The following is a 23785-nucleotide window of genomic DNA, read 5'->3' on the forward strand; positions in this document are numbered from 1 at the left end:
CGGCTCGTGTGATGGTGGGGGTTCCGGCCCGATCCGGCGTCGGAACCCCCACCGGCCGAGGGAGTGCCCATGTCCGCCGCGTCCGAGCTCGACCCCACGTCCCGTCCGCAGTCCGAGCCGCCGCACCTGGCGCAGGTGCTGGACCTCGCGCCGCATCCGGAAGGCGGCTGGTATCGCGAGACCTGGCGCACCGACGCTCGGCTGACCCCGCCCGGTTATCCGGGTGCGCGCGAGAGTGCGAGCGGCATCTATTTCCTGCTCTGTCCCGGTGAGGAATCCGTGTGGCACGTGGTCCGGTCGGCCGAGTTGTGGCTCTGGCACCGGGGCGGGCCGCTGGAGTTGCGCCTGGGCGGGGACGGTCCGGCCCCGGATGCCGAGCCGCGTCGGGTCGTACTCGGTCCGGATGTGGAGTCCGGTGAGCAGCCGCAGGTGTTGATCCCGCCGGGGGTGTGGCAGGCGGCCCGGCCGGCGGGCGGACGCGAGGTGTTGGTGTCGTGCGTGGTCTCGCCCGCGTTCGCGTTCGAGGACTTTCGGATGGGGTGAGGCGGGTGCGGTGGCGCGGGTGCGGGGCGCGCCCGCCACCGATGGCACGGTGCCGGCCGGGACGAGCGGGTTCGCGCTCCGGATCGACCCCGCGTCAGTCCGTGCGGTGGCGGGCGCGGAAGGTCGCCGCCTTCGCCCGGTTTCCGCAGCTGCGCATGTCGCACCAGCGCCGGCTGCCGTGTCGTGAGGAGTCCACGTACAGGCGCGTACAGGTCGGCGCCTCGCACTCCCTGATCCGGGCCGCGTCCGGGCCGCCGAGCAGGGCGATCGCCGAGCGGGCGACGGTGGCCAGGATCGCGGCGTGGTCGCCGGTACGGAGCACCCGGCCGGTCGCGGACAGGGTGAGGGCCACCGGGGGGCCGGTCGCGTACCGGTTGAGCGTGGCGAGGTCGTGCGGGTCGTACTCGATCGCCGCGCTGCCTGCGGACGCCAGTCGGTAGAGCGCTTCGCGCAGCTCGATCGTCGCGGCGAGCGCCGCCGCGTCCATCTCGGGCAGCACGTCCACCAGTTCGGCGGCGACCGCCCAGGACGCGAACGCGGCCGGGGTGTCGAGCAGTTCGCGCGGTGCGGTGTTCCGCTTCTGCACGGTGCCGACCAGGTCGAGGGCGACCTCGCCGCCACTGAAGGTGTACGTCACCCGGCCAGGATAACCGGATTGACAGGTTAGCGGTCGGCGCGCCATGGTGAGTAACCGGATTGGGTAGTTATTCGCTCGATGGGAAGTGGAATTCGGTGACCGTCGCACGCACCACTCGAGACGCAGACACCGCTCACGACCCACACGTCACGCCACCACCATCCCCGCCGGCCGTGCCGCCCGCCCGTGATCGGTCCGCCCGCGATCGGTCCGCCGCCGCCGGCAAGGTGATCCCGCCCGTGTTCGTGCTGCTGTGGAGCAGTGCGTTCATCGTCGGCGCGATCGGGGTGGACGCGGCGCCGCCGTTGTTGCTCACGTTCTTCCGGTTCGCGCTGGCCGGACTCCTGCTCGGCGCGTTCGCGCTGGTCGTCCGGGCGCCGTGGCCGCGCGGTCGGCGGCTCGGGCACGTCGTGGTCGCGGGACTACTGTTCCAGGCGCTCCAGTTCGGCGCGTTGTACACGGCCCTCGGGATGGGCCTGCCGGCTGCCGTGGTCGCCCTCGTGCAGGGCCTCAATCCGGTACTGATCGCGCTGCTCGCCGGCCGCTTCCTGGGCGAGCGGGTCAGCGTGCGGCAGTGGCTCGGCTTCGGGCTCGGCACGATCGGCGTGTTGCTCGCCGTCGCCGGACCCACCGACTTCCCGATCGCGGGCCTGGTCCTGGCCGTGGTCGGGCTGCTCGGGCTGAGCGTCGGCACGGTGTACCAGAAGCGCTACGTGCACGACGTGGATCTGCGGACCGGGACGGCGGTGCAGTTCCTGGTCAGCGCGCCGGTGATCGGGGTGGGTTCGCTGCTGTTCGAGACGCCGCACGTCAGCGCGTGGGGGCCGTTCGTCGGGACGCTGACCTGGATGGTGCTGATCAACTCGATCGGCGTATTCATGCTGCTCAACCTGATGTTGCGGCAGTCCTCGGCGAGCCGGGTCGGCACGTTGTTCTTCCTGACGCCGGCGGCCACGGCCGTACTCGCGTGGCTGCTGCTCGACCAGTCGTTGCGGCCGGCCACCCTCGGCGGGATCGTGCTCGGCGGCATCGGCGTATTGCTGGCGAATCGGCGCTGAGCCGGTCCCGGGTCGGAGCCGGCTCAGCCGACCACCTCCGCGACCGCCCGGGAGACCTCGGGCCAGACCGCCGAGAGCGGGTCGACCGGTTCGAAGTGGCCGATGCCGGGCAACTCGCGAAGGGGCGCTCCGGAGACCGCCGCGAAGGTGCGGCCGAGGGCGATCGGGACCTGTTCGTCGGCGTCGCCGTGCAGCAGGATCAGCCGCCGGTCGGCCGCGCCGCCGGTGGCCAGGCGGACCGGGTCCGACGCCGCGAGGGTGGCCTCGGAGCGGTCGGCGAGGAACCTGGCCGCCGCGCCGTCGTCCAGGTCGAGGGCCAGCGCCGCGTCCAGGTCCAGTACGCCGCCCAGGCTGACCACGCCGGCCAGTGGGGGAGGGGCGGGCAGTCGACCCGGGCCGCCGGCCGGGATCCGGTCGCGCAGCGCGGCCCATACCGCCAGGTGCCCGCCGGCCGAGTGGCCCAGCAGCACCACGGGCGCCGCGGCCTGCGCGCACAGCAGGTCGAGCGCGGTCGCGACGTCCTCGAACGTGCCGGGCCGGCCGCCGCCCGGCTGTCCGGTGCGGCGGTATTCCACGCTGGCCACCGCGTAGCCCTCGGCGGCCAGTGCGACGCACATCGGGTACGTGTACACGCGGTCGTGCTCGGCCCGCCAATAGCCCCCGTGCAACACCACGACGAGCGCGCGCGGTTCGTCGGCGCCGGCGGGCTGCCACAGGTCGACGACCTGGTCCGCCGCCGGGCCGTACCGCAACGTGCGATCCGGACCGGCGGCCGGGCGGGTGAGGATGTCACGTGAAGCGCTCATCCGGGCATTGTGCCCGGCGGGCCGGTCGGGCGGTGGGACCGGTCCGTCCGAATCCCGTGCGGTCAGTTCGCGAATCGGTCGGTGGCCTCGATCAGGTGGTGGGTGATGCCGGGCTCGGACGATGCGTGTCCCGCGTCGTCGACGATCACGAACCGGGCTTGCGGCCAGGCGCGATGCAGGTCGTAGGCGGTCACCGCCGGGTGCACAGGTCGTACCGGCCCTGCACGATCACCCCGGGGATGTCGCGCAACCGCCCCGCGTCGCGGATCAGTTGCCCCTCCTCGAAGAAACCGCCGTTGACCATGTAGTGGTTCTCGATCCGGGAGAACGCCAGGGCGAACTCCGGTCGCCGGTGCATCGCGACCAGGTCGGGACGGGGCAGCAGGGTGACCAGCGAGCCCTCCCAGGCGCTCCATGCGATGGCGGCCTCCTCGCGGATCTTCGGGTCCTGGTGATTGAGCCGGCGATGGAACGCGCCGATCAGATCGCCGCGTTCGTCCTCGGGGATCGGGGCGAGGTACTCCTGCCAGCGCTCCGGGAACAACATCGACGCGCCGCCCTGGTAGAACCAGGCCAGTTCGGCGCGCCGCAGGGTGAAGATCCCGCGCAGGACGAGTTCGGTGACCCGCTCCGGGTGGGTCTGCGCGTACGCCAGCGCGAGTGCGCTGCCCCAGGAGCCGCCGAAGACCAACCACCGTTCCACGCCCACGAGTTCGCGCAACTTCTCGAGGTCGGCGAGCAGATGCCAGGTGGTGTTCGTACTCAGGTCCGCGTCGAAGCGGCTGACGTGCGGTGTGCTTTGCCCGCAGCCGCGCTGATCGAACAGCAGCACGTCGTAGCGTTCGGGGTCGAATGCCCGGGCATGGTCCGGCAGACAGCCGCCGCCGGGCCCACCGTGCAGGAAGACGGCCGGTTTGGCGCCGGGAGTGCCGTAGCGCCGCCAGGCGATCGACTGGCCGTCGCCGACGTCGAGCAGGCCGTGGTCGTAGGGTTCGATGGCCGGATACATGGTGCGCATGGCATTCTCCCTGGCTCGATCCTCGTGCGCGCGGCCGTCGGTCCTGGTCAGGCGCACCACACGAAGAGAACGGACAGCGCCCAGCACATCACAACGACCGCCCACCCGTCTCGGGTCGGTCGCCGTCGGGGAGCACGATCCCTCGGTGAGGGCCCGCGGCTCGGCCTCCTCGGGCGGCAGTTCCCGCGGCGGCGGCCGGTGGTCGCGTCGAGCGGAATCCGTCGCGCGGCGCCGAACCGACGTCGACCGGTCGGCCGCCTTCGCGTCGGCCGGGCCGACACGGCAGGATGTCTTCAGCGCGGGGGGCGGACGGGTGCAGGGCGGAAGGGCGATAGCGTGGCGAGTCGGCGGAGCACCGGCGTGCTGGGGGCATGGGCCGAAGTACAGCGGCAGCAACAGCGGCAGCGTGAGGCCGAGTTGCGGGCGCGGCAGCAACAGTTGCGGGCCGACGAGCGGAGTCGGCGCGAGGCGCAGAAGGCCGCCGCCCGGGCCGACCGGGAGGCGCAGCGCGCCTACCAACAGTCCCGCGAGGTCGAAGTGGCCAGGAGGACCGCCGAGATCGAGGAGCGGGTGGCCGAGCTCCAGGGCGTGCTCGTGGCCCGGCTGAGCGAGCCGGGCTTTCGGATCGAGCGGTTGCGGGTCGCCGTGGAGCTCCCGCCGTTCCAGCCGGGCGAGTTGGCCCGGCCGATCCCGATGCCCGATCCGGCGCGCTATCTGCCGCAGCCGCCGTCCGGCCTGGGCTCGTTCGCACCCGGCGCGCAGTCGCGCTACGAGCAGGAACGTGCGCAGGGGCAGGCGCGGTACGAACACGATCTGCGCGCCGCGCAGGCCGCCGAGTACGAGCGGCAGCGGCGATACCACGAGTATCGCCGACAGTTCGACGACTGGGCCAACGGGCAGCGGGCGCTGGCCGCGCAGCGCAACGAGCAGGTCGACGACCTGGTCCGGCGGCTCGCGGCACGCGATCCGGAGGCGATCGAGGACTACTTCGAGGGTGTCCTGCTGGCCTCGCCGGACTGGCCCGAGGGCTTCTCCGATCAGTCGACGGTGGCCTTCGACGCCGCCGCGCGCCAACTCGTGGTCGACCACGAACTGCCCGGCGTGGACGTGGTGCCCGAGATCGCGCGGGTGCGCTACGTGAAGACCGACGACCAGGAGAAGGAGGTCGCGCGCACCGCGACCGACCGGCGCACGATCCACCGGGACATCCTCGCGCAGAGCGCGGTCCGGCTCCTGGCCGAGCTGTTCTTCGCCGATCACGAGGGCATCCTCGACTCGGTGGTGCTGAACGGCTTCGTCCGGGCGGTCGACCCGGCGACCGGGCGGCCCGGACAGATGTACCTGCTCACCGTCACCGCGAAGGCCCAGGAGTTCGGGCGGATCAGCCTGGACCGGGTGGACGCGGTCGCGTGCCTGGAGGCGATGGACGGCACGCTGTCCGCGCGCCCGGACCGGCCCACCCCGGTACAGCCGACCCGGCTCGCGGACAGCGTGGCCGCGACGCCGCCGCCCGCGCCCGAGCCCACGATCGTGCTGCCGGGACCCGGTGACGACGATCCCGACCTGTTCGTGATGGACCCGATCGAGTTCGAGAACCTGATCGCCGAGTTGTTCAAACGCATGGGCATGCAGGTCGCGACCACCGCGCGCAGCGGCGACCAGGGGGTGGACGTGGTCGCGGTGGACCCGGACCCGATCCGCGGCGGCACGATCGTCGTGCAGGTCAAGCGCTACCGGCACACCGTCCCACCGACCGCCGTGCGCGACCTGGCCGGCACCGTGCAGCACCACGGCGCCAACAAGGGACTCCTGGTCACCACGTCCGGATTCGGGCCCGGCAGCCACGAGTTCATCCGCAACAAACCGCTGGGCCTGGTCACCGGTCCGGAACTGGTCGGCCTGCTGGCCCAACACGGCCTGCGCGGCCGACTGGGCCCGGGCACGGGTGCGACCGCCGCCGCGCCCGGCAGCCGGGTCCTGGTCCGCCTGGCCTGGGAGCCGGGCAACGCCCCGCCGCTGGACCCCTGCGCGTTCGTCTGCCGGCGCGGCCAGGTGCTCAGCGAGGAGCACTTCGTCTTCTTCAACAACCCGGCCAGTCCGGAGGGCGCGGTCCGAATCGGCGACGGGGTGGCCTTCCTGGTCGACCTGGCCCTGCTGCCCCGAGAGGCCGACCGCCTGGTCCTGGCCGCGGCGGTGGACGAGGAACAGGCCCCGGGCCGCGACCTGACCACACTGCGCAACAGCAAACTTACCCGCCTGGACCAGGCCAACGGCCGCCCCCTCGGCGAACACCCGGTCCCGACCCGCCGCCAGGGCGAAACCGCCATGGTCCTGGGCGCCTTCGTCCGCACCGACGGCGCCTGGACCTTCTCCCCGACCACCAACGGCTTCCGCAACGGCCTGCTGGGCGTGGCGGAGTCGCATGGGGTGGAGGTGGAGTAGAGCCGGCCGCGCGACTGGCCGGGACATCCGTCGGTCGGTCACGCGGTGGACATCAGCCGAGGAAGGGCGGGACCGGCGTGGGCCCTCGGCGGCGATGTCTTCGGCGAGATTGTCGCTCGCCGGATTGTCGGCAGACGGATCATCTCCATCAAGACCATCGCTGCCCGGATCGTCCCCCCGTACCTGCGCGGATCCGTCGGACCGGTCTGCCAAGATGCCTGGTGTGGCCACGAACGATCCGAACACGAGTACCGGCGAGGACGGACAGCTCGCGCTCGGGGTCGAGGACGCGCGGCGGGCCGTTCGGGCCGCCAAGGCGCGCAAGCCCAAGGTCGATGCGCAGGCTGCGCGGCTGCCGGTGGCTCGGGTCGTGGTGGACAAGGGGCTCGTGCATCTGGATCGGCTGTTCGACTACTCGGTGCCGGCCAAGTTGGCCGACGTGGCCCAGCCCGGGGTTCGGGTTCGGGTGCGGTTCGGGGCCAAGGTCGTCGATGGGCGGCGGCGGGGCGGCGGGCTGATCGACGGGGTGATCGTCGAGCGGGTCGAGCGCAGCACGTACGGCGGGCCGCTCGCCCCGTTGGCCGGGGTCGTCTCGCCCGAGATCGTGCTCGCGCCGGCGATGATCGAGCTGGCCCGGGCGGTTGCCGATCGATACGCGGGCAGCCTCGCCGACATTGTCCAACTCGCGCTGCCGGCCCGGCACGCGCGCGCCGAGGCGGAGCCGTCGGGGCAGCCGTTGCCCCGCCCCGCGCCGCCCGCCCCCGGTCCGTGGGCGCGCTACCCTGCCGGCGCCGCGCACCTGGCCGCGCTCGCCGGCGGGGAGTCGCCGCGTACCGTGTGGACCGCGCTGCCGGGGCCCCACTGGCCGGACGAGATCGCGCGCGCGCTGGCCGCGACGCTCGCCGCCGGGCGCGGGGCACTGGCCGTCGTACCGGACGCCAAGTCCGTGGAGCGCGTGGATGCCGCGCTGACCGCCCTGCTCGGCCCCGGTCGGCATGTCGCGCTCACCGCCGGCCTGGGCCCCGAGGAGCGCTACCGGCGCTGGCTGGCGATCAATCGCGGGACGGTACGCGCGGTCGTCGGCACCCGGGCGGCGATGTTCGCGCCGGTCGTCGAACTGGGCCTGGCCCTGGTCTGGAACGACGGCGACGACTCGCACGCCGACCCCAACGCGCCCTACCCGCACGTGCGCGAGGTGCTCGCGATGCGGGCCGCGCGCGAGCACGCCGCGTTCACCGTCGGCGGGCACGCCACCACCGTCGAGGCCGCCCAGTTGGTGCGTACCGGCTGGGCCCGGCCGTTGCACGCCGACCGCCCGGCCGTGCGCGCCGCCGCGCCGCTGGTCCGTACCGTCGGCAGCGACCTGGATCTGGCCCGGGACGAGGGCGCCCGCACCGCGCGGCTGCCCAGCCTGGCCTGGGACGTGGCCCGCAACGCGCTGCGCAGCGGGCCGGTACTGGTCCAGGTCCCGCGCCGGGGCTACCTGGTCCGCACCTCGTGCCAACGCTGCCGCGAACCGGCGCGCTGCGCGCACTGCTCCGGACCGCTTCAACTGCCCTCCGGGGACGGGGTGTTGACGTGTGGCTGGTGTACGCGCCCGGCGCCGAACTGGCACTGCCGGGTGTGCGGCGGGGACCGGATCCGAGCCGGCGTGATCGGTGCGCGCCGGACCGCCGAGGAACTGGGCCGGGCCTTCCCGACCGTGCCGGTGCGTACCTCCGGGCGCGACGCGATCCTGACCACCGTGCCGGACCTGCCCGCGCTGATCATCGCCACGCCCGGCGCCGAACCGGTCGCGCCGAGCGGCTACGCGGCGGCCCTGCTCCTGGACGGCTGGGCCCTGCTCACCCGCCCCGACCTGCGCGCCGGCGAGGAGGCGCTGCGGCGCTGGCTGGACGCGGCGAGCCTGGTCCGGCCGGCGGGGGAGGGCGGCACGCTGGTCGTGGTCGCCGAGTCCACGCTGCGCCCGGTACAGGCGCTGGTGCGGTGGGACCCGCAGGGGTACGCGCTGGCCGAACTGGTCGAGCGGGCCGAACTGAACCTGCCGCCGGTGTCGCGGATGGCCTCGGTCACCGGGCCGGCCGCCGGCATCGCCGACTTCCTGGCCGTACTGCGCCTCCCGGACCGGGTGGACGTGCTGGGCCCGGTCCCGGTCGCCCCGACCGCGCCGCGCACGCCACCGCGTACGCCGCCACCCGCGAAGCCCGACCCCAGGGCCGCCGAAACCCGCGCCGAGCTCACCCGTGCCCTGTTCGGCGACACCCCACCGCCGACCCCCGCCCCGGCCTCCCGACCCGCCCCGCCCGTGCTCCACGAACGTGTCCTGCTCCGCATCGAACCGGGCCGCGGCGCGGAGTTGGCCCACGCCCTCAAAGCAGCCCAGACACTACGCCTGGCCCGAGCCGCCCCCGACCCGGTCCAGATCAGAATCGACCCACCCGACATCGGCTGACGCGTGTGCTCGGCAGGGAACCGACCACGGAACCACCGAGCAAACCCGGTGCACGCACCTGCGGCCCGTACGACCGCTGCGCCCGGTCCGGCTCCTGCGCGCCCGTCCGGCTCCCGCGCCGCGCATGGCCGACGGCTCGTGCGGGCCGGCAACGGGCCGTCGATCCAGGCCGGTTCACGGCGCCCGCGGGCTGTGCGGTCGCTGCGCCCGGTCCGGCTCCCGCGAGCCCGTCCGGCTCTTGCGCCGCGCATGGCCGACGGCTCGTGCGGGCCGGCAACGGGCCGTCGATCCAAGCTGGTTCACGCGCCCGTGGCCCGGACGGCCGCCGCGCCCCGTCCGGCTTCCGCGCCGCGCCAAGCCGACGGCTCACGCACGGCCGACGGCCCGCACCGCAGAGTCGGCAACGGGCCGTCGGGCGAGGCGGGTTCGGTTACCCCCAGTGTGTCCGGCTGCCGCACCCCTTGGTCCCCGGCGCGTCTGCGCAGCGCAGCGCGGCGTCGTCGGCCGTGCGTTCGCCGACCACCGTGCCGGCCGCGTCGTAGGCGCGGATTCGGGTCGGGGTCGGGGCCGCGGCGTTGGTGGGGACACCGGCGAACCAGATGCCGTTGCGGACCACCGCGCCCGCCGTGGTGCCGTCGGAGAGGTCCAGGACGACTCGGGCGACCGTGCCGGTGGTCCGTCCCCACCACGTGTTCGAGGAGAACAGGGTGGCTTGGGCCGGGTACTCCGACACCGGGTGGGATTCCGGGCCGTGCCGGACCTCGAACGCCCCCGCCAGCGCGCCGTCCGCCGCCGTCGGGATCGGGAACTCCGGTGCGGGGCCCGCCCCGTAGCAGACCAGCAGGCCCGGCCTGGCGGCCTTGGCCAGGACCAGCGGGCGCAGCCCACCCCTACCGTCGTCCTGCCACGCGGTGAAGTACGGCCGGTACGCCGCGTCGGGCTCGAGCATCGGCCCCGGCGATACGCCGCCCCGATCGGTCGGGGTAGCACCGCCCGGGCCACCGCTCGCCAACATCGGCCGAACCTGCCGGTCACCGGACGCCGAGGGGCCCGACGACGACGGGGGCCGGGACGCCGCCCCGGTCGACGGCGTCCCCGTCCACCACGCGGCGGTCGGCGTCCCCGGTGCCCCGGGCGGCAACGAGGTGCCCCCGGTCCCGGGCGGCAACGACGAGCCCCCGGTGCCCGGCGGCAACGACGCCGGCGTCCCGGTCCCCGACGTCCCCGGCGGCAGCGAGGCGTCCCCGCCCCCCGGCAGCGATGTCGGACCCCCGGTCGACGGCGCCGACGGCAGCCCGCTCGGCCGCGACCACCGAGGGTCTGCCCGAGTCGCCCCCGGCGGGGCGTCCGGCCCCCGCCGACCCGATGCCAAACACGTCGCGAGGGTCGCCTCCGCGACGTCCCACGGCACCGGATCGCCCGCCTTCGCCGCGTCGCGCGGCACCCCCTGGCCCGGCTCCTGCCCGCTCACCGGACCGGCCGCGGCCAGCCGCTCCGGGGCCTGCCACGGCTGCGCGATCAGCACCCCCGCCGCGCACACCGCGAGCACCGCGCCGGCCGCGATCCCGGGCAACAACGCCCGGCCGCGACCCGGTCCCTCCTCGCCGAGCATCGCGAGCAGTTCGCGCCGGCGCCGCTCGTGCCCTGGCAACCGATCCTCGTGGTACGGGCTCATCGTGCCTCCTCGATGCCTCGGAACGTGCCCGCGTGCACGCCCTCTTCGGCCAACAGGCCGCCCAACCGTTTCCGGGCCCGGTGCATCCGCGCCTTGACCGTGCCATGGGCCACGCCCAGTGCGATCGCGGCGGCTTGCTGGTCCAGGCCGCCCCATATGCACAACTCCACGACGTCGCGCTCGTGCCGAGGCAGCCGCGCCACCGAACGCCGCAGTGCCTCGGCCGCCCGTTCCTGGTCGATCCGTCGGGCCACGTCGTCCGCGTGATCGGGTACGTCCGCAGGCAGCGGTACACGCTCCGCCAGCGCCCGATAGCGCTTGAGCGCCCGCCGCCGGTTGGCCAGCGTGCGATTCGCCGTCCCGAGCAGCCACGGCAGCGCGCTGTCCCGGTCGAACGTCACCTCGGCCCGCCGCCGCCACGCGGTCAGGAACACCGCCGAGGTCAGATCCTCGGCCTCGCCGCCGTCCCCGATGCGCCGCAGCAGATGGCCGTACACCGCTCCCGCATGCCGGTCGAACACCACCGCGAACGCGTCGCGATCCCCCGTGCGGACCCGGGACCACAACACACGATCCCCGTCCTCCTGCTCCTGATCGGTCGTCACATCCGGAGAGTGTCCGTCAGTCCCGACCGGGTTGCCGAGGTCCAAGCAGGCACAGGACCGGCCGCATCCCGCCCGCTCAGTAGACTTGCCGCTCTCCGATACCGACCAGCCACCACGACCGACCACCGATGGGGGAGCACACCCGTGGCAGTCCAGCCGATCCGCCTGTTCGGCGACCCCGTCCTGCGCAGCAAGGCCGACCCGGTCACCGTGTTCGACAAGGAACTGCGTCGACTGGTCGCCGACCTCACCGACACGATGCGCGACGCGCCCGGCAGCGGCCTGGCCGCGCCGCAGATCGGCGTGGCGCTGCGGGTGTTCACCTACCAGGTGGACGGCGAGGTGGGCCACCTGATCAACCCGGACCTGGACCTGTCCGAGGACGAACAGGACGGCCCCGAGGGCTGCCTGTCGCTGCCGGGCCTGCGCTACGACACCAAACGCGCGTACGGCGTGGTCGCCAAGGGCTTCAACATGCACGGCGACCCCGTCACCATCGAGGGCACCCGACTGCTCTCGCGCTGCATCCAGCACGAGACCGACCACCTCGACGGCATCCTGTTCATCGACCGGCTCGACCGCGAACAGCGCAAGGCCGCGCTGCGTGCGCTGCGCGAGGCGGAATGGGCCGGCCAGGCCCCGCCGCAGGTCAAGTTCTCCCCCCACGGCACCTTCGGGAAGGCCCTCTAAAACCCCATGCGCCTAGTCTTCGCCGGCACCCCCGAGGTCGCCGTACCCGCACTCGAAGCCCTCCTCGACTCCCGGCACGAGGTGGTCGCGGTCGTCACCCGACCCGACGCCCCCGCCGGTCGCGGTCGCAGGCTCGTCGCCAGTCCGGTGGCCGAGCGGGCCGCCGAGGCCGGCATCGAGATCCTGCGCCCGGCCAAGCCGCGCGAACCGGAGTTCCTGGCCCGGCTCGCCGAGCTCGCCCCCGACTGTTGCCCGGTGGTCGCCTACGGCGCGCTGCTGCCCAAGGCCGCCCTGGACATCCCCGCGCACGGCTGGGTCAACCTGCACTTCTCGCTGCTGCCCGCGTGGCGCGGCGCCGCTCCCGTACAACACGCCGTACTCGCCGGCGACGACATCACCGGCGCGTGCACCTTCGAGATCGAACAGGGCCTGGACTCCGGCCCGATCTACGGCACGGTCACCGACGAGATCCGCCCCACCGACACCAGCGGCGACCTGCTGGACCGGCTCTCCCGATCCGGCGCCCGACTTCTGGTGGCGACCATGGACGGGATCGCCGACGGCAGCCTGGCGGCGCGTGCGCAACCGCTCCAGGGCATCACCCTCGCGCCCAAGCTGACCGTCGAGGACGCCCGCGTCGACTTCACCGCCCCCGCACTGCGCGTGGATCGTGTGGTGCGCGGCTGTACCCCCGCCCCCGGTGCCTGGACCACCTTCCGCGGCGAGCGCCTCAAGCTCGCCCCGGTCCGGCTGCGCGCCGGCGACACCGAACTGGCCCCCGGCGAGCTGGCGGTGGAGAAGAAGACGGTCCGAGTGGGTACCGGCAGCCATGCGGTCGAACTCACCCACGTACAGCCCCAGGGCAAACGCATGATGGCCGCCACCGACTGGGCCCGGGGCGCACACCCCGAGCCCGGTGAAACCCTCGGCACGAACTGAGCACCGTGACCAACGCCCCCGCCGCACGCCCCTACCGCCGCCCGCGTCCCGACGCCGCGCGCCTGGCCGCCTACGACGTCCTGCACGCGGTCGGCGAACGCGACGCCTACGCCAACCTGGTACTGCCCGCGCTGCTGCGCGAACGCCGGATCATCCCGCGCGACGCCGCGTTCGCCACCGAACTCGTCCACGGCACGCTGCGCCGCCAGGGCACCTACGACCAGATCGTGGCGGCCTGCACCGACCGGCCGATCAAGGAGATCGACCCGCCGGTCCTGGACGTACTCGCGCTCGGCGTGCACCAGTTGCTGAGCATGCGCACCCCGGTACACGCCGCCGTCTCGGCGACCGTGGAACTGGCCCGCGCGGTGCTCGGCGACGGCCGCGCCAAGTTCGTCAACGCGATCCTGCGCCGAGTCGCCAAGCAGGACCTGGACACCTGGCTGCGGCAGATCGCGCCGGCCTACGAGGACGACCCCGAGGGCCACCTCGCGGTGCTGCACTCGCACCCGCGCTGGATCGTCCAGGCGCTGTGGGACGCCCTGGGCGCGCGCGGAATCCCGCACGACCGGGCCGCGATGGAGGCCCTCCTCGGCGCCGACAACATCGCCCCGGTGATCTCCCTGGTGGCCCGCCCGGGCCGGGTCGAACTCGCCGAACTGTACGAGGCGGGCGCCACGCCCGGCCGCTGGTCCCCGTACGCGGCCACCCTCCCCGAGGGCGACCCCGCCGCGATCAAGGCGATCCGGGACGGCCGGGCCGCGGTCCAGGACGAGGGCAGCCAACTCGTCGCCGCGGCCCTTGCCAACGCCGAGGTCGAGGGCGCCGAGAGCCGCTGGCTCGACCTGTGCGCGGGCCCCGGCGGCAAGGCCGGCCTGCTCGCCGCGATCGCCACCGGACGCGACGTGTCGCTGCTCGCCGTCGAGCGCCGCCACCACCGCGCCCGCCTGGTCCGCAACGCGATCGGCCACCTGACCCACCATCAGGTGATCACCGCCGACGGCACCCGACCCGCCTGGCAACCGGGCAGCTTCGACCGGGTGATCGCCGACGTACCGTGCAGCGGCCTGGGCGCGCTGCGCCGCCGCCCCGAGTCGCGCTGGCGCCGCAAGCCCGAGGACATCCCCGAACTGGGCGAACTCCAGCGCGCGTTGCTCCGCACGGCGGTATCCGCGGCCCGCCCCGGCGGGGTGATCGCGTACGTCACCTGCTCGCCGCACCCGGCCGAGACACGCGTGGTGGTCGACGACATCCTGCGCGCCGGCGAGACCGAGCTGGTCGACGCCCGCCCGCTGTTCCCCGGCGTTCCCCACCTGGGTACCGGCCCGGACGTACAACTGTGGCCCCACCTGCACGGCACCGACGCGATGTACCTGGCCCTGCTGCGCCGGACGAACTGACCTTACGCGCGGGCGGGCGACGGGCGGGCGACGGGCGGGCGAACCGAATCACCCGCCCGCCCGCGCGCGATCACCCGCCCGGATGGGGTGACCGGTGGCTGAATCCTGCCCAACCGGGGCATAACGGCGAGGGCGGTCGCCACTTCGGGCTCGGCCGCACCGATCGCCCCTCGGGTCCCAGGAGTCCGCGGGGCGATCGGCAGCCGCCAGCGCAGGAGCCGCCGTACCCATGTCCACCCTCGCCCGCAGCACCCCGCGCCCCGGCCTGCTCGCCCGCACGGGGGGAGCGGTGCGCGGCGAATGGAAGCGGCTCACCTCGGTCCCGGTGCGCGAGTTGCGCGCGCACGGCCTGCGGGCGATCCCGCTGACCGTGTGCACGGTGTTGCTGACGCTCGGCTTCTGGCTGGCCTGGCGTACCGAGTGGGGCGGCGACGTGGTCCGGGTGCTGGGCGGGGTGAGCGCGGGCATCCCGCTGCCGCTGGCGCTGCTGCGCACGCCCATCTCGCTGTTCGTGCCGGCGCCGGACCTGCCGGTGTGGGGCGCGCTGATCCAGGTGCTGATCCTGTTCGGACTGGCCGAACTCGACCTGGGCGCGCGGTGGACGCTGGTGATCGCGTACGTGTCGACGCTGTGCGGCACGCTGGCCGCGCGGGTGATGGTCGGCCTCGGCCCGGACCACTTCCTGGGCCTGGACGCCCACCAGGGCGACATCATGGACACCGGCCCCTCGGCCGCGGTGGTGGGCCTGGTGGTGTGCATCGCGATGGTACGCAGGGCACCGATCCTGTTCGTCGGTGTATGGGCCCTGATGATCGCCGAGGTGGCGGTGAAGCCGAACCTCGCCGGCCGCGAACACATCGCCGCGATGACGGGAGTCACGGCCTGCACGGGCGCGTACCTGGCCTGGCAACGCCGCCGGGGCCGAGCCTGACGACGTCACACTCCACTCCACTCCACTCCGCCCCGCCTCGCCTCGGAAGCCCTTGAGAAGCCCTCTCGACATCAACTATCTTGATATCAAGAGACCAAGAAATCGAAATATCGAAATATCGAACTCCGGCGAAAGGCCGATCCCATGCCCATCGACTTCCACAGCGAGGCCAACCGGCTTACCTACGCCCGCCGCAGTGCCGGCGCGGACTGGGCGGACACGATGCGTGAGCTGGCGCGGCCGGCGGGAGCCCGGGTGGTGGACATCGGCTGTGGTGGTGGGGTGTACACGACCGCGTGGCTGGAGCTCGGCGCCGCGAGTGCGGTGGGAGTGGACTTCTCCGCCGCGATCCTGTCCGGCGCGCGCGAACGGGCCGGGGATCGGGCGGGGTTGGCGTTTCGACAGGGGGACGCCCGGGCCACCGGACTGCCGGACGACGTTGCCGACATCGTGTTCGAGCGGGCGCTGATCCATCACCTCGACGACCTCGCCGGGTGCTTTCGGGAGGCCCGCCGGCTGCTCGCGCCCGGCGGCACGCTGCTCGTCCAGGACCGCACGCCGGCCGACGTGGCCCGCCCCGGCACGCCCACCCACCTGCGCGGCTGGTTCTTCGAGCGGTTCCCGGCCCTGCTCGACATCGAGGCGGCCCGACGCCCCACCACCGAGACGGTGACCGAGGCCCTGCACGTGGCCGGCTTCGACGCGGTGCGCACCACCGCGCTGACCGAGACCCGCCGGGAGTACGCCGACGCCCGCGAGGTCACCACCGACCTGCTGGCCCGCACCGGCCGCTCGATCCTGCACGACCTCACCGACGCCGAACTCGCCGACCTGGCCGCCTACATCGAAGCCAGGCTCCCACCCGAAGGCCCGATCCACGAATCCGACCACTGGACCATCTGGTCCGCCACAAACTGACAAACGAAGGGCCCTCCCGCCCCGACAGGGACACCGAGAGCCCCACAGCCATCCACCCACCACGACGAATCCGGCCGGGCCGCGGGTGGCAGACCCGAACCCGTACCGGCCGCGGCCCGCTCACCCGGACGATCCGGTCGGCACAGGGCCGGGGGCCTCCCGCCTCGGCGAGGATGCCGAGAGCCCCGCAGCCATTCACCCGTTGTGACGAAGCCCGCCAGGCCCCGGCCGGCCAACCCCGACCTGTGCCCACCGCAGCCTGCTCACCTGGACGATCCGGTCGGCACAGGGCCGGGGGCCTCCCGCCTCGGCGAGGATGCCGGGAGCCCCGCAGCCATTCACCCGTTGTGACGAAGCCCGCCAGGCCCCAGCCGGCCAACCCCGACCCGTGCCCACCGCAGCCTGCTCACCTGGACGATCCGGTCGGCCACGGGTGGAGGGCCTCCCGCCTCGGCGAGAATGCCGAGAGCCCCACAGCCATTCACCCGCCGTGACGAAGCCCGCCAGGCCCCGGCCAGCCAACCCCGACCCGTGCCCACCGCAGCCTGCTCACCTGGACGATCCGGTCGGCCACGGGTGGAGGGCCTCCCGCCTCGGCGAGGACACCGGGAGCCCCGCAGCCATTCACCCGCCGTGACGAAGCCCGCCAGGCCCCGGCCGGCCGACCCCGACCCGTGCCCACCGCAGCCTGCTCACCCAGGGCAACGGGTGGGCGGGCGGGCGAAACCAATCCGCCCTAGTGAGCGCAGCGCCCCGCAGCCCCCGCCGCCAACGACCGCAACCGGTCCACCGCCGCCCCCGGATCCCGCCCGTCGAACACCGCCGACCCGGCCACGAACACGTCCGCGCCCGCCTCCGCGCACATCTCGATCGTCTTCGCCGACACCCCGCCGTCCACCTGCAACCACATCTGCAGACCGTGCTTGGCGATCAGCTGCCGGGTCCGCCGGATCTTCGGCAGCATGATGTCCAGGAAGCTCTGCCCGCCGAAACCCGGCTCGACCGTCATCACCAGGAGCATGTCCAACTCCGGCAGCAGGTCCTCGTACGGCTCGATCGGCGTGGCCGGCCGCAGTGCCATCGATGCTCGCGCGCCCTTGGCCCGCAGGTCCCGGGCCAGCTTGATCGGCGCGGTCGCGGCCTCGACGTGGAAGGTCACGCTGCCCGCGCCCGCCTCGGCGTAGGCGGGTGCCCAGCGGTCCGGGTCCTCGATCATCAGGTGCATGTCGATGGGGGTGTCGGTGGCCTTGATCAGGCTCTCGACCACGGGCAGCCCGATGGTCAGGTTCGGTACGAAGTGGTTGTCCATGACATCCACGTGGAGCCAGTCGGCGTTGCGCACCTGGGCGACCTCGTCGGCGAGGCGGGCGAAGTCGGCGGACAGGATGCTCGGATTGATCTGCACGGTCATGCGCACAGAATCTCATCGCCGGGCCGACCCCTCCGCACCGCCTCGAATCGCGAACTGACGATTCGTCAGATCATCCACGCCGCAGTCGCGTTCGGATATACCAACGCACCGTGACGGACGGCACAGGTTGGCCGAGGACAACGTTGTCGGCCGTCGTGGCACACTTCGAGGTGTACGAAAGTCACGTACGCGCGCTCCGGGGTCGGTGAAAATCCGAACCGGCGGTTACAGTCCGCGACCCGGTCGACGCCCCGCAATCACGTGGAGCGACGGCCGGCTGAACCGGTGGAATTCCGGTACCGACGGTCAAAGTCCGGATGGGAGGTAGCGCGCGGCGAGCGACTGCGGCATGTCCGCGTACCCACGGTGCGCGGTCGTCTCCGCACGGTCGACTCGTCGTGCCGTTGTGCCCGAAAACACCCCGGTGGCCCCGCGTCGAACGCGAGGAGGCACGAGGTGGAGGCCAACGAGGGCAACACCACTGCGCCGGTCGACGAGACCGCGGCGATGCGCCGCGCGCTCGTGCCGGCGAGCCGCGCCCTCGGTCCCGCCGACCCCGACCCCGATCCCGCGGTCGGCCCCGACGCGGACGCCGCACACCTGCCCGAGGCCGCCATACCGCGCGTACCACGCGCCGACCCCGCCCTGGATCTGCCCGCGCTGCTCGGCGAGTTGTACCGGCGCGACGTGCGCGACGTGCGCGACGTGCGCGGTGTCCGCGATCAGCGCGCCGTACTCCCGGAGGGCGGCCCCACCCCGGCCGTCGGCGTGTTCGCCGCGGCCGGGCCGATCGACACTCTCGTGGGCTACCCCGCACCGGCCGCCCCGCTCGGCGCCGGACCCACCGCCCCGCGCCTAGCCGGAATCGGCACCGGCGCCGAGGTGTTGCGACTGGACGTCGACGACGTCACGCGCCTCGACACCGACATTCGGATCACCGCCCGACCCCGGCCGGCAGACGCCGGCCGTACGAAGGAGTCCTGACGCATGTTCACCGGAATCGTTGAGGAACTCGGCGAGATCGTGGCCATCGAGCGGCTGGCCGACTCGGCCCGGATCACCATCCGCGGCCCCGTGGTCACCGCCGGTGCCCGACACGGCGACTCGATCGCCGTCAACGGGGTGTGTCTGACCGTGGTGGACGACAAGGTCGACCCGGCCGCGGGCACTTTCACCGCGGATGTCATGCAGGAGACCCTCGACAAGTCCAGCCTCGGCGCGCTGAGCACCGGCGCGCGGGTCAACCTGGAGCGCCCGATGGTGCTCGGCGGCCGGCTCGGCGGACACCTCGTCCAGGGGCACGTGGACGGCACCGGCGAGATCCTCGCCCGCACGCCCGGCGAGGAGTGGGAAGTCGTGGAGATCGCGCTGCCCGCGCACCTGGCCCGCTACGTGGTGGACAAGGGCTCGATCACCGTGGACGGCATCAGCCTCACCGTGGTCCGGGCGCACGACGCGAGCTTCACCGTCAGCCTGATCCCCACGACGCTCGCGCTGACCACCCTCGGCGTCAAGACCGTCGGCGACCCGGTCAACCTCGAGGTCGACATCATCGCCAAGTACGTGGAGCGGCTGGGCACACACGGCACATCCCGGGAGGAATCGTGATCGGCTGGCTCAACGACGCCGCGTTCACCGTCGCGGACAAGCCCGTGCCGTGGTCCGACCTGCTCGGCCAGATCGCGTCGCTGGCCACTGTGTGGCTCGCGCTGCGCCGCAACCTGTGGGCCTGGCCGGTGCAGATCCTCGGCGCCGCGCTGCTGATCGCCGCCAACACCTCGGTGCACCTGGGCGGCAGCGCGATGCGCAACGTGGTGATCATCCTCGCGGCCGGCTACGGCTGGTGGCGCTGGGCGCGCGGCCGGCGGGACACCGGCGAGGTGGAGATCCGCTTCGCGAACATGTACGAACGTGTCGCGCTGGTCGCGCTGATGGCGGCCGGCACGGTCGGCTTCGCGCTGCTCCTGGAGCACACGGGCATCTCCTGGGCGCCCTGGCCGGACGCGTACATCTTCGTCGGCTCGGTGGTCGCGATGCTGGCCCAGGCCCGCGGCCTGTTCGAGTTCTGGCTCGTGTGGATCGCCGTCGACATGGTGGGTGTCCCGCTCGCCGTGCAACACGGCCTGGTGTTCAGCGGACTGGTCTACGGCGTCTTCTTCGTGATGTGCGTCGCCGGACTCGTCGACTGGTGGAACCGCTCCCGGCGGTACCGGGACAAGGGGGCTGCCCGCGGGGCAGAACGGCACCTGGAAGGGGCAACGGCGTGAAGACCAGCAGCGAAACCACCGACATCGAGGTGCCGGCACCGACGCCCGCGCCGGACGACCTGGTGCTCGACACGATCGAGGACGCGATCAAGGCGATGGCCGACGGCGAGGCGATCGTGGTCGTCGACGACGAGGACCGGGAGAACGAGGGCGACCTGATCTTCGCCGGCGAACTGGCCACCCAGGCGCTGATGGCCTTCATGATCCGCTACTCCTCGGGCGTGGTCTGCGTGCCGATGCGCGGCGCCGACCTGGACCGGCTCAAACTGCCGCCGATGACCGCCGTCAACGAGGACCGCAAGGGCACCGCCTACTCGGTCTCGGTGGACGCCAAGGACGGCGTGGACACCGGCATTTCGGCCGCCGACCGCACGCACACCGTGCGACTCCTGGCCGACCCGAACACGCTGCCCACCCAACTGACCCGCCCCGGGCACATCTTCCCGCTGCGCGCGGTCGAGGGCGGTGTGCTGGTCCGCCCCGGCCACACCGAGGCGGCCGTGGACCTGGCCGAACTGGCGGGCCTGGCGCCGGTCGGGGTGATCTGCGAGGTGGTCAACGACGACGGCACCATGGCCCGGCTGCCGCAACTGGTCCCGTTCGCCCGGGCACACGGCCTCAAGATCGTCAGCATCGCCGACCTGATCGCCTACCGGCGACGCACCGAACGCACCATCGAGCGAGCCGCCGAGACCCGGCTGCCCACCGCGCATGGCACCTTCCAGGCGATCGGCTACCGCAGCACCACCGACGGCGTCGAACACATCGCGCTGGTGGCCGGCGACCTCGGCGACGGCGAGGACGTACTGGTGCGGGTGCACTCCGAGTGCCTCACGGGTGACGTGTTCGGCTCGCTGCGCTGCGACTGCGGCCCGCAACTGGACGCCGCGCTCGACCGGGTCACCGCCGAGGGCCGGGGCGTGGTGCTGTACATGCGTGGCCACGAGGGTCGCGGCATCGGGCTGATCCACAAGCTGCAGGCCTACCAACTCCAGGACGCCGGCCACGACACGGTGGACGCCAACCTGGAACTGGGCCTGCCCGCCGACGCCCGCGACTACGGCACCGGCGCGCAGATCCTGGTCGACCTGGGTGTGCGCTCGATGCGGCTGCTCACCAACAACCCGGCCAAGCGCGCGGGCCTGGAGGGCTACGGCCTGGAGATCACCGGCCGGATCCCGCTCCCGGTGCACGCCACCGCCGACAACCTGCGCTACCTGCTGACCAAGCGCGACCGGATGGGGCACGACCTGCCCTGGCTGGACCCGAGCGACCCGGCGGCCACCGCGCCGTCGGTGGTCGACGTCGCGGACGCCGTCGACGCGAAGGGGCACGCGGTCAGTACGGCGTGAGCCTCGGCAGTACGTGCGTCTCGGCAATACGTGAGCCTCGGCAGTACTACGTGGGCCTCAGCTGTACGTGCGCCTCGGCAGTACGTGGGCCTCAGCCGTACGTGCGCCTCAGCTGTACGTGAGCCTCAGCCGTACGTGGGCCTCACTCGTTTTGGTGACACGCGCGCGGTGCCGTCGGTGCCGCGCCGATAGGTTCGACCCGCCCCACCCCACTTCCGCAATCAGGCCCAGAGCCGTTCCAGCCGAAGGACACCGACAGACATGAGTGGCGCAGGAGCCCCGAAACTGACCGTCGAGGGCTGCCATGACCTGCGCGTCGGCGTGGTCGCCGCGCAATGGCACACCGCCGTGATGGACGGACTCGTGGACGGGGCCGTCAAGGCCCTGAGCGAGCTGGGCATCACCGAACCCACGCTGATCCGCGCGCCCGGCGCGTTCGAACTGCCCGTACTGGCCAAGGCGCTGGCCGGGCGCGGCTACGACGCGGTGATCGCGCTCGGCGTGGTCATCCGCGGTGGCACCCCACACTTCGAGTACGTCTGCTCCGCCGCCACCGACGGCCTGACCCGGGTCGCCCTCGACACCGGCGTGCCGATCGGCTTCGGACTGCTCACCTGCGACACCGAGGAGCAGGCCCTGGACCGGGCCGGACTGGCCGGCTCGCGCGAGGACAAGGGGCGCGAAGCGGTGGAGGCGGCCGTCGTGACCGCGATGGCGTTGCGTACGCTCTCCGAACCGTGGCGTTCGGCCTGATCGACAGGTCGTACCGGGTCGAACCGGGTCGAATCGGTAGTCGCATGCCACGCCACCCACCAACCACGCGATGGGCACCATGAAGACGTTTGAACAGCTATTCGACGAGCTGCGGGACAAGGCCGCCTCGGGCCAGGAGGGCTCGCGCACGGTCGAGCTCGTCACCGCCGGGGTGCATACGATCGGCAAGAAGGTCGTCGAGGAGGCGGCCGAGGTGTGGATGGCCGCCGAACACGAGGGCGCCGACCGTACCGCCGAGGAGATCTCCCAGCTGCTCTACCACCTCCAGGTGATGATGGTCGCTCGCGGCATCTCGCTGCAGGACGTATACGCTCACCTGTGACAGCCGCCGTCCCCGGCCCGTCGCCCGGGCCGGGGACGCCGCCGTACCACCACCTCGTTCGGCACCACCCGAAGGGTCATTCCATGCTGCGCATCGCCGTCCCCAACAAGGGTTCCCTCTCCGAGCCTGCGTCGGCGATGCTGCATGAGGCGGGCTACCGGCAGCGCAAGCACTCCAAGGAACTGATCCTCACCGACCCGGACAACAACGTCGAGTTCTTCTTCCTGCGCCCGCGCGACATCGCCATCTACGTCGGCTCGGGTCGGCTCGACGCCGGCATCACCGGGCGCGACCTGCTGATGGACTCCGGCGCCGAGGCCGAGGAGATCCTGCAACTGGGCCTGGCCCCGGCCACGTTCCGCTACGCCGCGCCCGCGCCGCTGGCGCGTGAGCTGGCCGGGCAGGGCAAGAAGGGCCTGGCCGGGCTGCGGGTGGCGTCCTCGTACATCGGCATCGTCGAGCGCGACTTCGCCGAGCACGGCATCGAGGCCGCCGCGCTGGTCAAGCTGGACGGCGCGGTGGAGACCGCGATCCAGCTCGGCGTGGCCGACGTGATCGCCGACGTCGTGGAGACCGGGACCACGCTGGCCCAGGCGGGCCTGGAGGTGTTCGGCGAGCCGATCCTGCGCTCCGAGGCGGTGCTGATCCGGCGCGCGGGGGCCGAGGGTTCGCCCGCGTTGGAGCAGTTGGTTCGGCGCCTTCAGGGCGTCCTGGTCGCGCGCAGCTACGTGATGATGGACTACGACATCCGGGTCGAGCGGGTCGAGGCGGCGGTCACGCTGACCCCCGGCCTGGAGTCGCCCACGGTCAGCCCGCTGCACAACGAGGGCTGGGTCGCGGTGCGCGCGATGGTTCCGCGCAAGAACGCCCAGCAGATCATGGACGACCTGTGGGAGATCGGCGCCCGCGCGATCCTGGTCACCGGGATCCACGCCTGCCGTCTTTGAGTCCACCGCCGGTCGGTCGGTCCGCCGTGGTCCTTCGAGGTTCGGCGGGCCGGCCACCTCAGCCAAGCACCTCTTCTTCGGAGAACCGTTTCGCCATGAGTGTCCCCAGCTCCGTCGTCGACCTTCCGCGTACCTGGTACGCCAAGCGCAGCCGGCTGATCACCGCCGTGCTCGGCACGATCATTCTGGTCGGGCTGTGCGTGCTGGCGGTGATGTTGCCGGAGCAGGGCGGCTGGGGATTCGGCTCGCGGATGGGCGTCGCGTTCACCGGGGTGATCGGCCTCGGCGCGATGTTGATGCTAGGCCGGCCGAAGGTGGTCGCGGCGGTGGGCGGGGTGACGGTGGTCAACCTGCTGCGCACCACGCATCTGGAGTGGGCGCAGATCGTCCGGGTCTATCTGCGGCAGGGGGATCCCTGGGTGTACATCGACATGTCCAACGGGGACACCTTGCCGGTGATGGGGATTCAGACGTCGAACGGGAAGGCCGACGCGATTTCGGCCGCGCGGGAGCTGCGCGGGCTGGCGGAGAAGTACGGGGCGGCCCCCGACGCGCGTTGAGCCGACGGAGCCCGGCCGGGCTGCGGGGCCTGCTTGGC

Annotated in this window: 24 protein-coding genes and 1 riboswitch; of the genes, 17 read left to right on the forward strand and 7 right to left on the reverse strand. The window is 72.9% G+C overall.

The window, feature by feature from the left end:
• Positions 1-69 precede the first annotated feature (69 nt).
• Positions 70-543 carry a cupin domain-containing protein gene (locus ABIA38_RS37655; RefSeq protein WP_424643479.1) on the forward strand — a complete coding sequence of 158 codons (474 nt, stop codon included), beginning with the start codon at positions 70-72 and terminating at the stop codon, positions 541-543.
• Positions 544-637: 94 nt separating this feature from the next.
• Here ABIA38_RS37655 and ABIA38_RS37660 read toward each other — a convergent pair whose 3' ends face one another.
• Entirely contained in the window at positions 638-1180 is a 543-nt protein-coding gene (locus ABIA38_RS37660; protein ID WP_424643480.1) for a CGNR zinc finger domain-containing protein, read from the reverse strand.
• A 239-nt stretch (positions 1181-1419) separates the two neighbouring features.
• Here ABIA38_RS37660 and ABIA38_RS37665 point away from each other — a divergent pair, with 239 nt between their 5' ends.
• On the forward strand, positions 1420-2238 hold the full coding sequence (locus tag ABIA38_RS37665) for a DMT family transporter (protein WP_424643481.1): 819 nt from the start codon (positions 1420-1422) through the stop codon (positions 2236-2238).
• Positions 2239-2261: 23 nt separating this feature from the next.
• Here ABIA38_RS37665 and ABIA38_RS37670 read toward each other — a convergent pair whose 3' ends face one another.
• The 3 genes from ABIA38_RS37670 to pip all read right to left on the reverse strand — a co-directional run bounded on the left by ABIA38_RS37670 (position 2262) and on the right by pip (position 4062).
• Positions 2262-3044 (reverse strand): alpha/beta fold hydrolase, encoded by a 783-nt coding sequence (locus ABIA38_RS37670; protein ID WP_424643482.1) that lies wholly within the window; start codon positions 3042-3044, stop codon positions 2262-2264.
• A 62-nt stretch (positions 3045-3106) separates the two neighbouring features.
• A complete protein-coding gene (locus ABIA38_RS37675; RefSeq protein ID WP_424643483.1) occupies positions 3107-3238 on the reverse strand; it encodes a hypothetical protein in 132 nt (43 codons plus the stop codon).
• A complete protein-coding gene (pip, locus tag ABIA38_RS37680; protein ID WP_424643484.1) occupies positions 3235-4062 on the reverse strand; it encodes a prolyl aminopeptidase in 828 nt (275 codons plus the stop codon). The genes ABIA38_RS37675 and pip overlap by 4 nt, the downstream gene beginning before the upstream one ends.
• Before the next feature lie 360 nt (positions 4063-4422).
• Here pip and ABIA38_RS37685 point away from each other — a divergent pair, with 360 nt between their 5' ends.
• Both ABIA38_RS37685 and ABIA38_RS37690 read left to right on the forward strand, forming a co-directional pair.
• Positions 4423-6504, forward strand: a complete 2082-nt coding sequence (locus ABIA38_RS37685) for a restriction endonuclease (protein WP_424643485.1) — start codon at positions 4423-4425, stop codon at positions 6502-6504.
• Between the two features lie 214 nt (positions 6505-6718).
• Positions 6719-8956: a primosomal protein N' gene (locus tag ABIA38_RS37690; protein WP_424643486.1), complete on the forward strand. Its 2238-nt coding sequence runs from the start codon at positions 6719-6721 to the stop codon at positions 8954-8956.
• Positions 8957-9386: 430 nt separating this feature from the next.
• On the opposite strand, the gene ABIA38_RS37695 is transcribed toward ABIA38_RS37690, so the two are convergent.
• Both ABIA38_RS37695 and ABIA38_RS37700 read right to left on the reverse strand, forming a co-directional pair.
• Positions 9387-10631, reverse strand: coding sequence for a hypothetical protein (locus ABIA38_RS37695; protein ID WP_424643487.1), 1245 nt, complete (start codon positions 10629-10631; stop codon positions 9387-9389).
• Entirely contained in the window at positions 10628-11236 is a 609-nt protein-coding gene (locus ABIA38_RS37700; RefSeq protein ID WP_424643488.1) for an RNA polymerase sigma factor, read from the reverse strand. The genes ABIA38_RS37695 and ABIA38_RS37700 overlap by 4 nt, the downstream gene beginning before the upstream one ends.
• A 144-nt stretch (positions 11237-11380) precedes the next feature.
• Between ABIA38_RS37700 and def the strand changes: the two genes are divergently transcribed.
• The 5 genes from def to ABIA38_RS37725 all read left to right on the forward strand — a co-directional run bounded on the left by def (position 11381) and on the right by ABIA38_RS37725 (position 16114).
• Positions 11381-11926: a peptide deformylase gene (gene def, locus ABIA38_RS37705; protein ID WP_424643489.1), complete on the forward strand. Its 546-nt coding sequence runs from the start codon at positions 11381-11383 to the stop codon at positions 11924-11926.
• A gap of 6 nt (positions 11927-11932) precedes the next feature.
• On the forward strand, positions 11933-12865 hold the full coding sequence (fmt, locus tag ABIA38_RS37710; RefSeq protein WP_424643490.1) for a methionyl-tRNA formyltransferase: 933 nt from the start codon (positions 11933-11935) through the stop codon (positions 12863-12865).
• Between the two features lie 5 nt (positions 12866-12870).
• The gene (locus ABIA38_RS37715; RefSeq protein ID WP_424643491.1) at positions 12871-14265 is read left to right on the forward strand and encodes an RsmB/NOP family class I SAM-dependent RNA methyltransferase; all 1395 of its coding nucleotides are present in this window, start codon (positions 12871-12873) and stop codon (positions 14263-14265) included.
• 229 nt (positions 14266-14494) lie between these two features.
• Entirely contained in the window at positions 14495-15196 is a 702-nt protein-coding gene (locus ABIA38_RS37720) for a hypothetical protein (RefSeq protein WP_424643492.1), read from the forward strand.
• A gap of 144 nt (positions 15197-15340) precedes the next feature.
• Entirely contained in the window at positions 15341-16114 is a 774-nt protein-coding gene (locus ABIA38_RS37725) for a class I SAM-dependent methyltransferase (RefSeq protein ID WP_424643493.1), read from the forward strand.
• A 736-nt stretch (positions 16115-16850) separates the two neighbouring features.
• Here ABIA38_RS37725 and rpe read toward each other — a convergent pair.
• Positions 16851-17525 (reverse strand): ribulose-phosphate 3-epimerase, encoded by a 675-nt coding sequence (gene rpe, locus ABIA38_RS37730; RefSeq protein ID WP_424643494.1) that lies wholly within the window; start codon positions 17523-17525, stop codon positions 16851-16853.
• A gap of 187 nt (positions 17526-17712) precedes the next feature.
• Positions 17713-17860, forward strand: a riboswitch (FMN riboswitch).
• Positions 17861-17981: 121 nt separating this feature from the next.
• Between rpe and ABIA38_RS37735 the strand changes: the two genes are divergently transcribed.
• From ABIA38_RS37735 to ABIA38_RS37770, 8 genes are all read left to right on the forward strand, one after another.
• A complete protein-coding gene (locus ABIA38_RS37735) occupies positions 17982-18509 on the forward strand; it encodes a hypothetical protein (protein ID WP_424643495.1) in 528 nt (175 codons plus the stop codon).
• A gap of 3 nt (positions 18510-18512) precedes the next feature.
• The gene (locus tag ABIA38_RS37740) at positions 18513-19133 is read left to right on the forward strand and encodes a riboflavin synthase (protein ID WP_424643496.1); all 621 of its coding nucleotides are present in this window, start codon (positions 18513-18515) and stop codon (positions 19131-19133) included.
• Positions 19130-19792, forward strand: coding sequence for a nicotinamide mononucleotide transporter family protein (locus ABIA38_RS37745; RefSeq protein WP_424643497.1), 663 nt, complete (start codon positions 19130-19132; stop codon positions 19790-19792). Before ABIA38_RS37740 ends, ABIA38_RS37745 begins: the two co-directional genes overlap by 4 nt.
• The gene (locus tag ABIA38_RS37750) at positions 19789-21144 is read left to right on the forward strand and encodes a bifunctional 3,4-dihydroxy-2-butanone-4-phosphate synthase/GTP cyclohydrolase II (RefSeq protein ID WP_424643498.1); all 1356 of its coding nucleotides are present in this window, start codon (positions 19789-19791) and stop codon (positions 21142-21144) included. Before ABIA38_RS37745 ends, ABIA38_RS37750 begins: the two co-directional genes overlap by 4 nt.
• Positions 21145-21405: 261 nt before the next feature.
• Positions 21406-21897, forward strand: a complete 492-nt coding sequence (gene ribH / locus ABIA38_RS37755) for a 6,7-dimethyl-8-ribityllumazine synthase (protein ID WP_424643499.1) — start codon at positions 21406-21408, stop codon at positions 21895-21897.
• Between the two features lie 79 nt (positions 21898-21976).
• The gene (locus ABIA38_RS37760; protein WP_424643500.1) at positions 21977-22240 is read left to right on the forward strand and encodes a phosphoribosyl-ATP diphosphatase; all 264 of its coding nucleotides are present in this window, start codon (positions 21977-21979) and stop codon (positions 22238-22240) included.
• Between the two features lie 83 nt (positions 22241-22323).
• A complete protein-coding gene (gene hisG, locus ABIA38_RS37765; protein WP_424643501.1) occupies positions 22324-23187 on the forward strand; it encodes an ATP phosphoribosyltransferase in 864 nt (287 codons plus the stop codon).
• Positions 23188-23282: 95 nt separating this feature from the next.
• The gene (locus ABIA38_RS37770) at positions 23283-23747 is read left to right on the forward strand and encodes a PH domain-containing protein (protein WP_424643502.1); all 465 of its coding nucleotides are present in this window, start codon (positions 23283-23285) and stop codon (positions 23745-23747) included.
• Positions 23748-23785 lie beyond the last annotated feature (38 nt).

The sequence above is a fragment of the Embleya sp. AB8 genome (assembly GCF_049739465.1).
In the GTDB taxonomy this organism is placed as follows: domain Bacteria; phylum Actinomycetota; class Actinomycetes; order Streptomycetales; family Streptomycetaceae; genus Embleya.

Excerpts from the sequence above, each read along its gene's own strand:
- ABIA38_RS37655 (WP_424643479.1), top strand. The coding sequence starts at position 70 with ATGTCCGCCGCGTCCGAGCTCGACCCCACGTCCCGTCCGCAGTCCGAG.
- ABIA38_RS37670 (WP_424643482.1), bottom strand. The coding sequence starts at position 3,044 with ATGAGCGCTTCACGTGACATCCTCACCCGCCCGGCCGCCGGTCCGGAT.
- pip (WP_424643484.1), bottom strand. The coding sequence starts at position 4,062 with ATGCGCACCATGTATCCGGCCATCGAACCCTACGACCACGGCCTGCTC.
- ABIA38_RS37690 (WP_424643486.1), top strand. The coding sequence starts at position 6,719 with ATGCCTGGTGTGGCCACGAACGATCCGAACACGAGTACCGGCGAGGAC.
- ABIA38_RS37695 (WP_424643487.1), bottom strand. The coding sequence starts at position 10,631 with ATGAGCCCGTACCACGAGGATCGGTTGCCAGGGCACGAGCGGCGCCGG.
- fmt (WP_424643490.1), top strand. The coding sequence starts at position 11,933 with ATGCGCCTAGTCTTCGCCGGCACCCCCGAGGTCGCCGTACCCGCACTC.
- ABIA38_RS37720 (WP_424643492.1), top strand. The coding sequence starts at position 14,495 with ATGTCCACCCTCGCCCGCAGCACCCCGCGCCCCGGCCTGCTCGCCCGC.
- ABIA38_RS37725 (WP_424643493.1), top strand. The coding sequence starts at position 15,341 with ATGCCCATCGACTTCCACAGCGAGGCCAACCGGCTTACCTACGCCCGC.
- rpe (WP_424643494.1), bottom strand. The coding sequence starts at position 17,525 with ATGACCGTGCAGATCAATCCGAGCATCCTGTCCGCCGACTTCGCCCGC.
- ABIA38_RS37740 (WP_424643496.1), top strand. The coding sequence starts at position 18,513 with ATGTTCACCGGAATCGTTGAGGAACTCGGCGAGATCGTGGCCATCGAG.
- ribH (WP_424643499.1), top strand. The coding sequence starts at position 21,406 with ATGAGTGGCGCAGGAGCCCCGAAACTGACCGTCGAGGGCTGCCATGAC.
- ABIA38_RS37760 (WP_424643500.1), top strand. The coding sequence starts at position 21,977 with ATGAAGACGTTTGAACAGCTATTCGACGAGCTGCGGGACAAGGCCGCC.
- hisG (WP_424643501.1), top strand. The coding sequence starts at position 22,324 with ATGCTGCGCATCGCCGTCCCCAACAAGGGTTCCCTCTCCGAGCCTGCG.
- ABIA38_RS37770 (WP_424643502.1), top strand. The coding sequence starts at position 23,283 with ATGAGTGTCCCCAGCTCCGTCGTCGACCTTCCGCGTACCTGGTACGCC.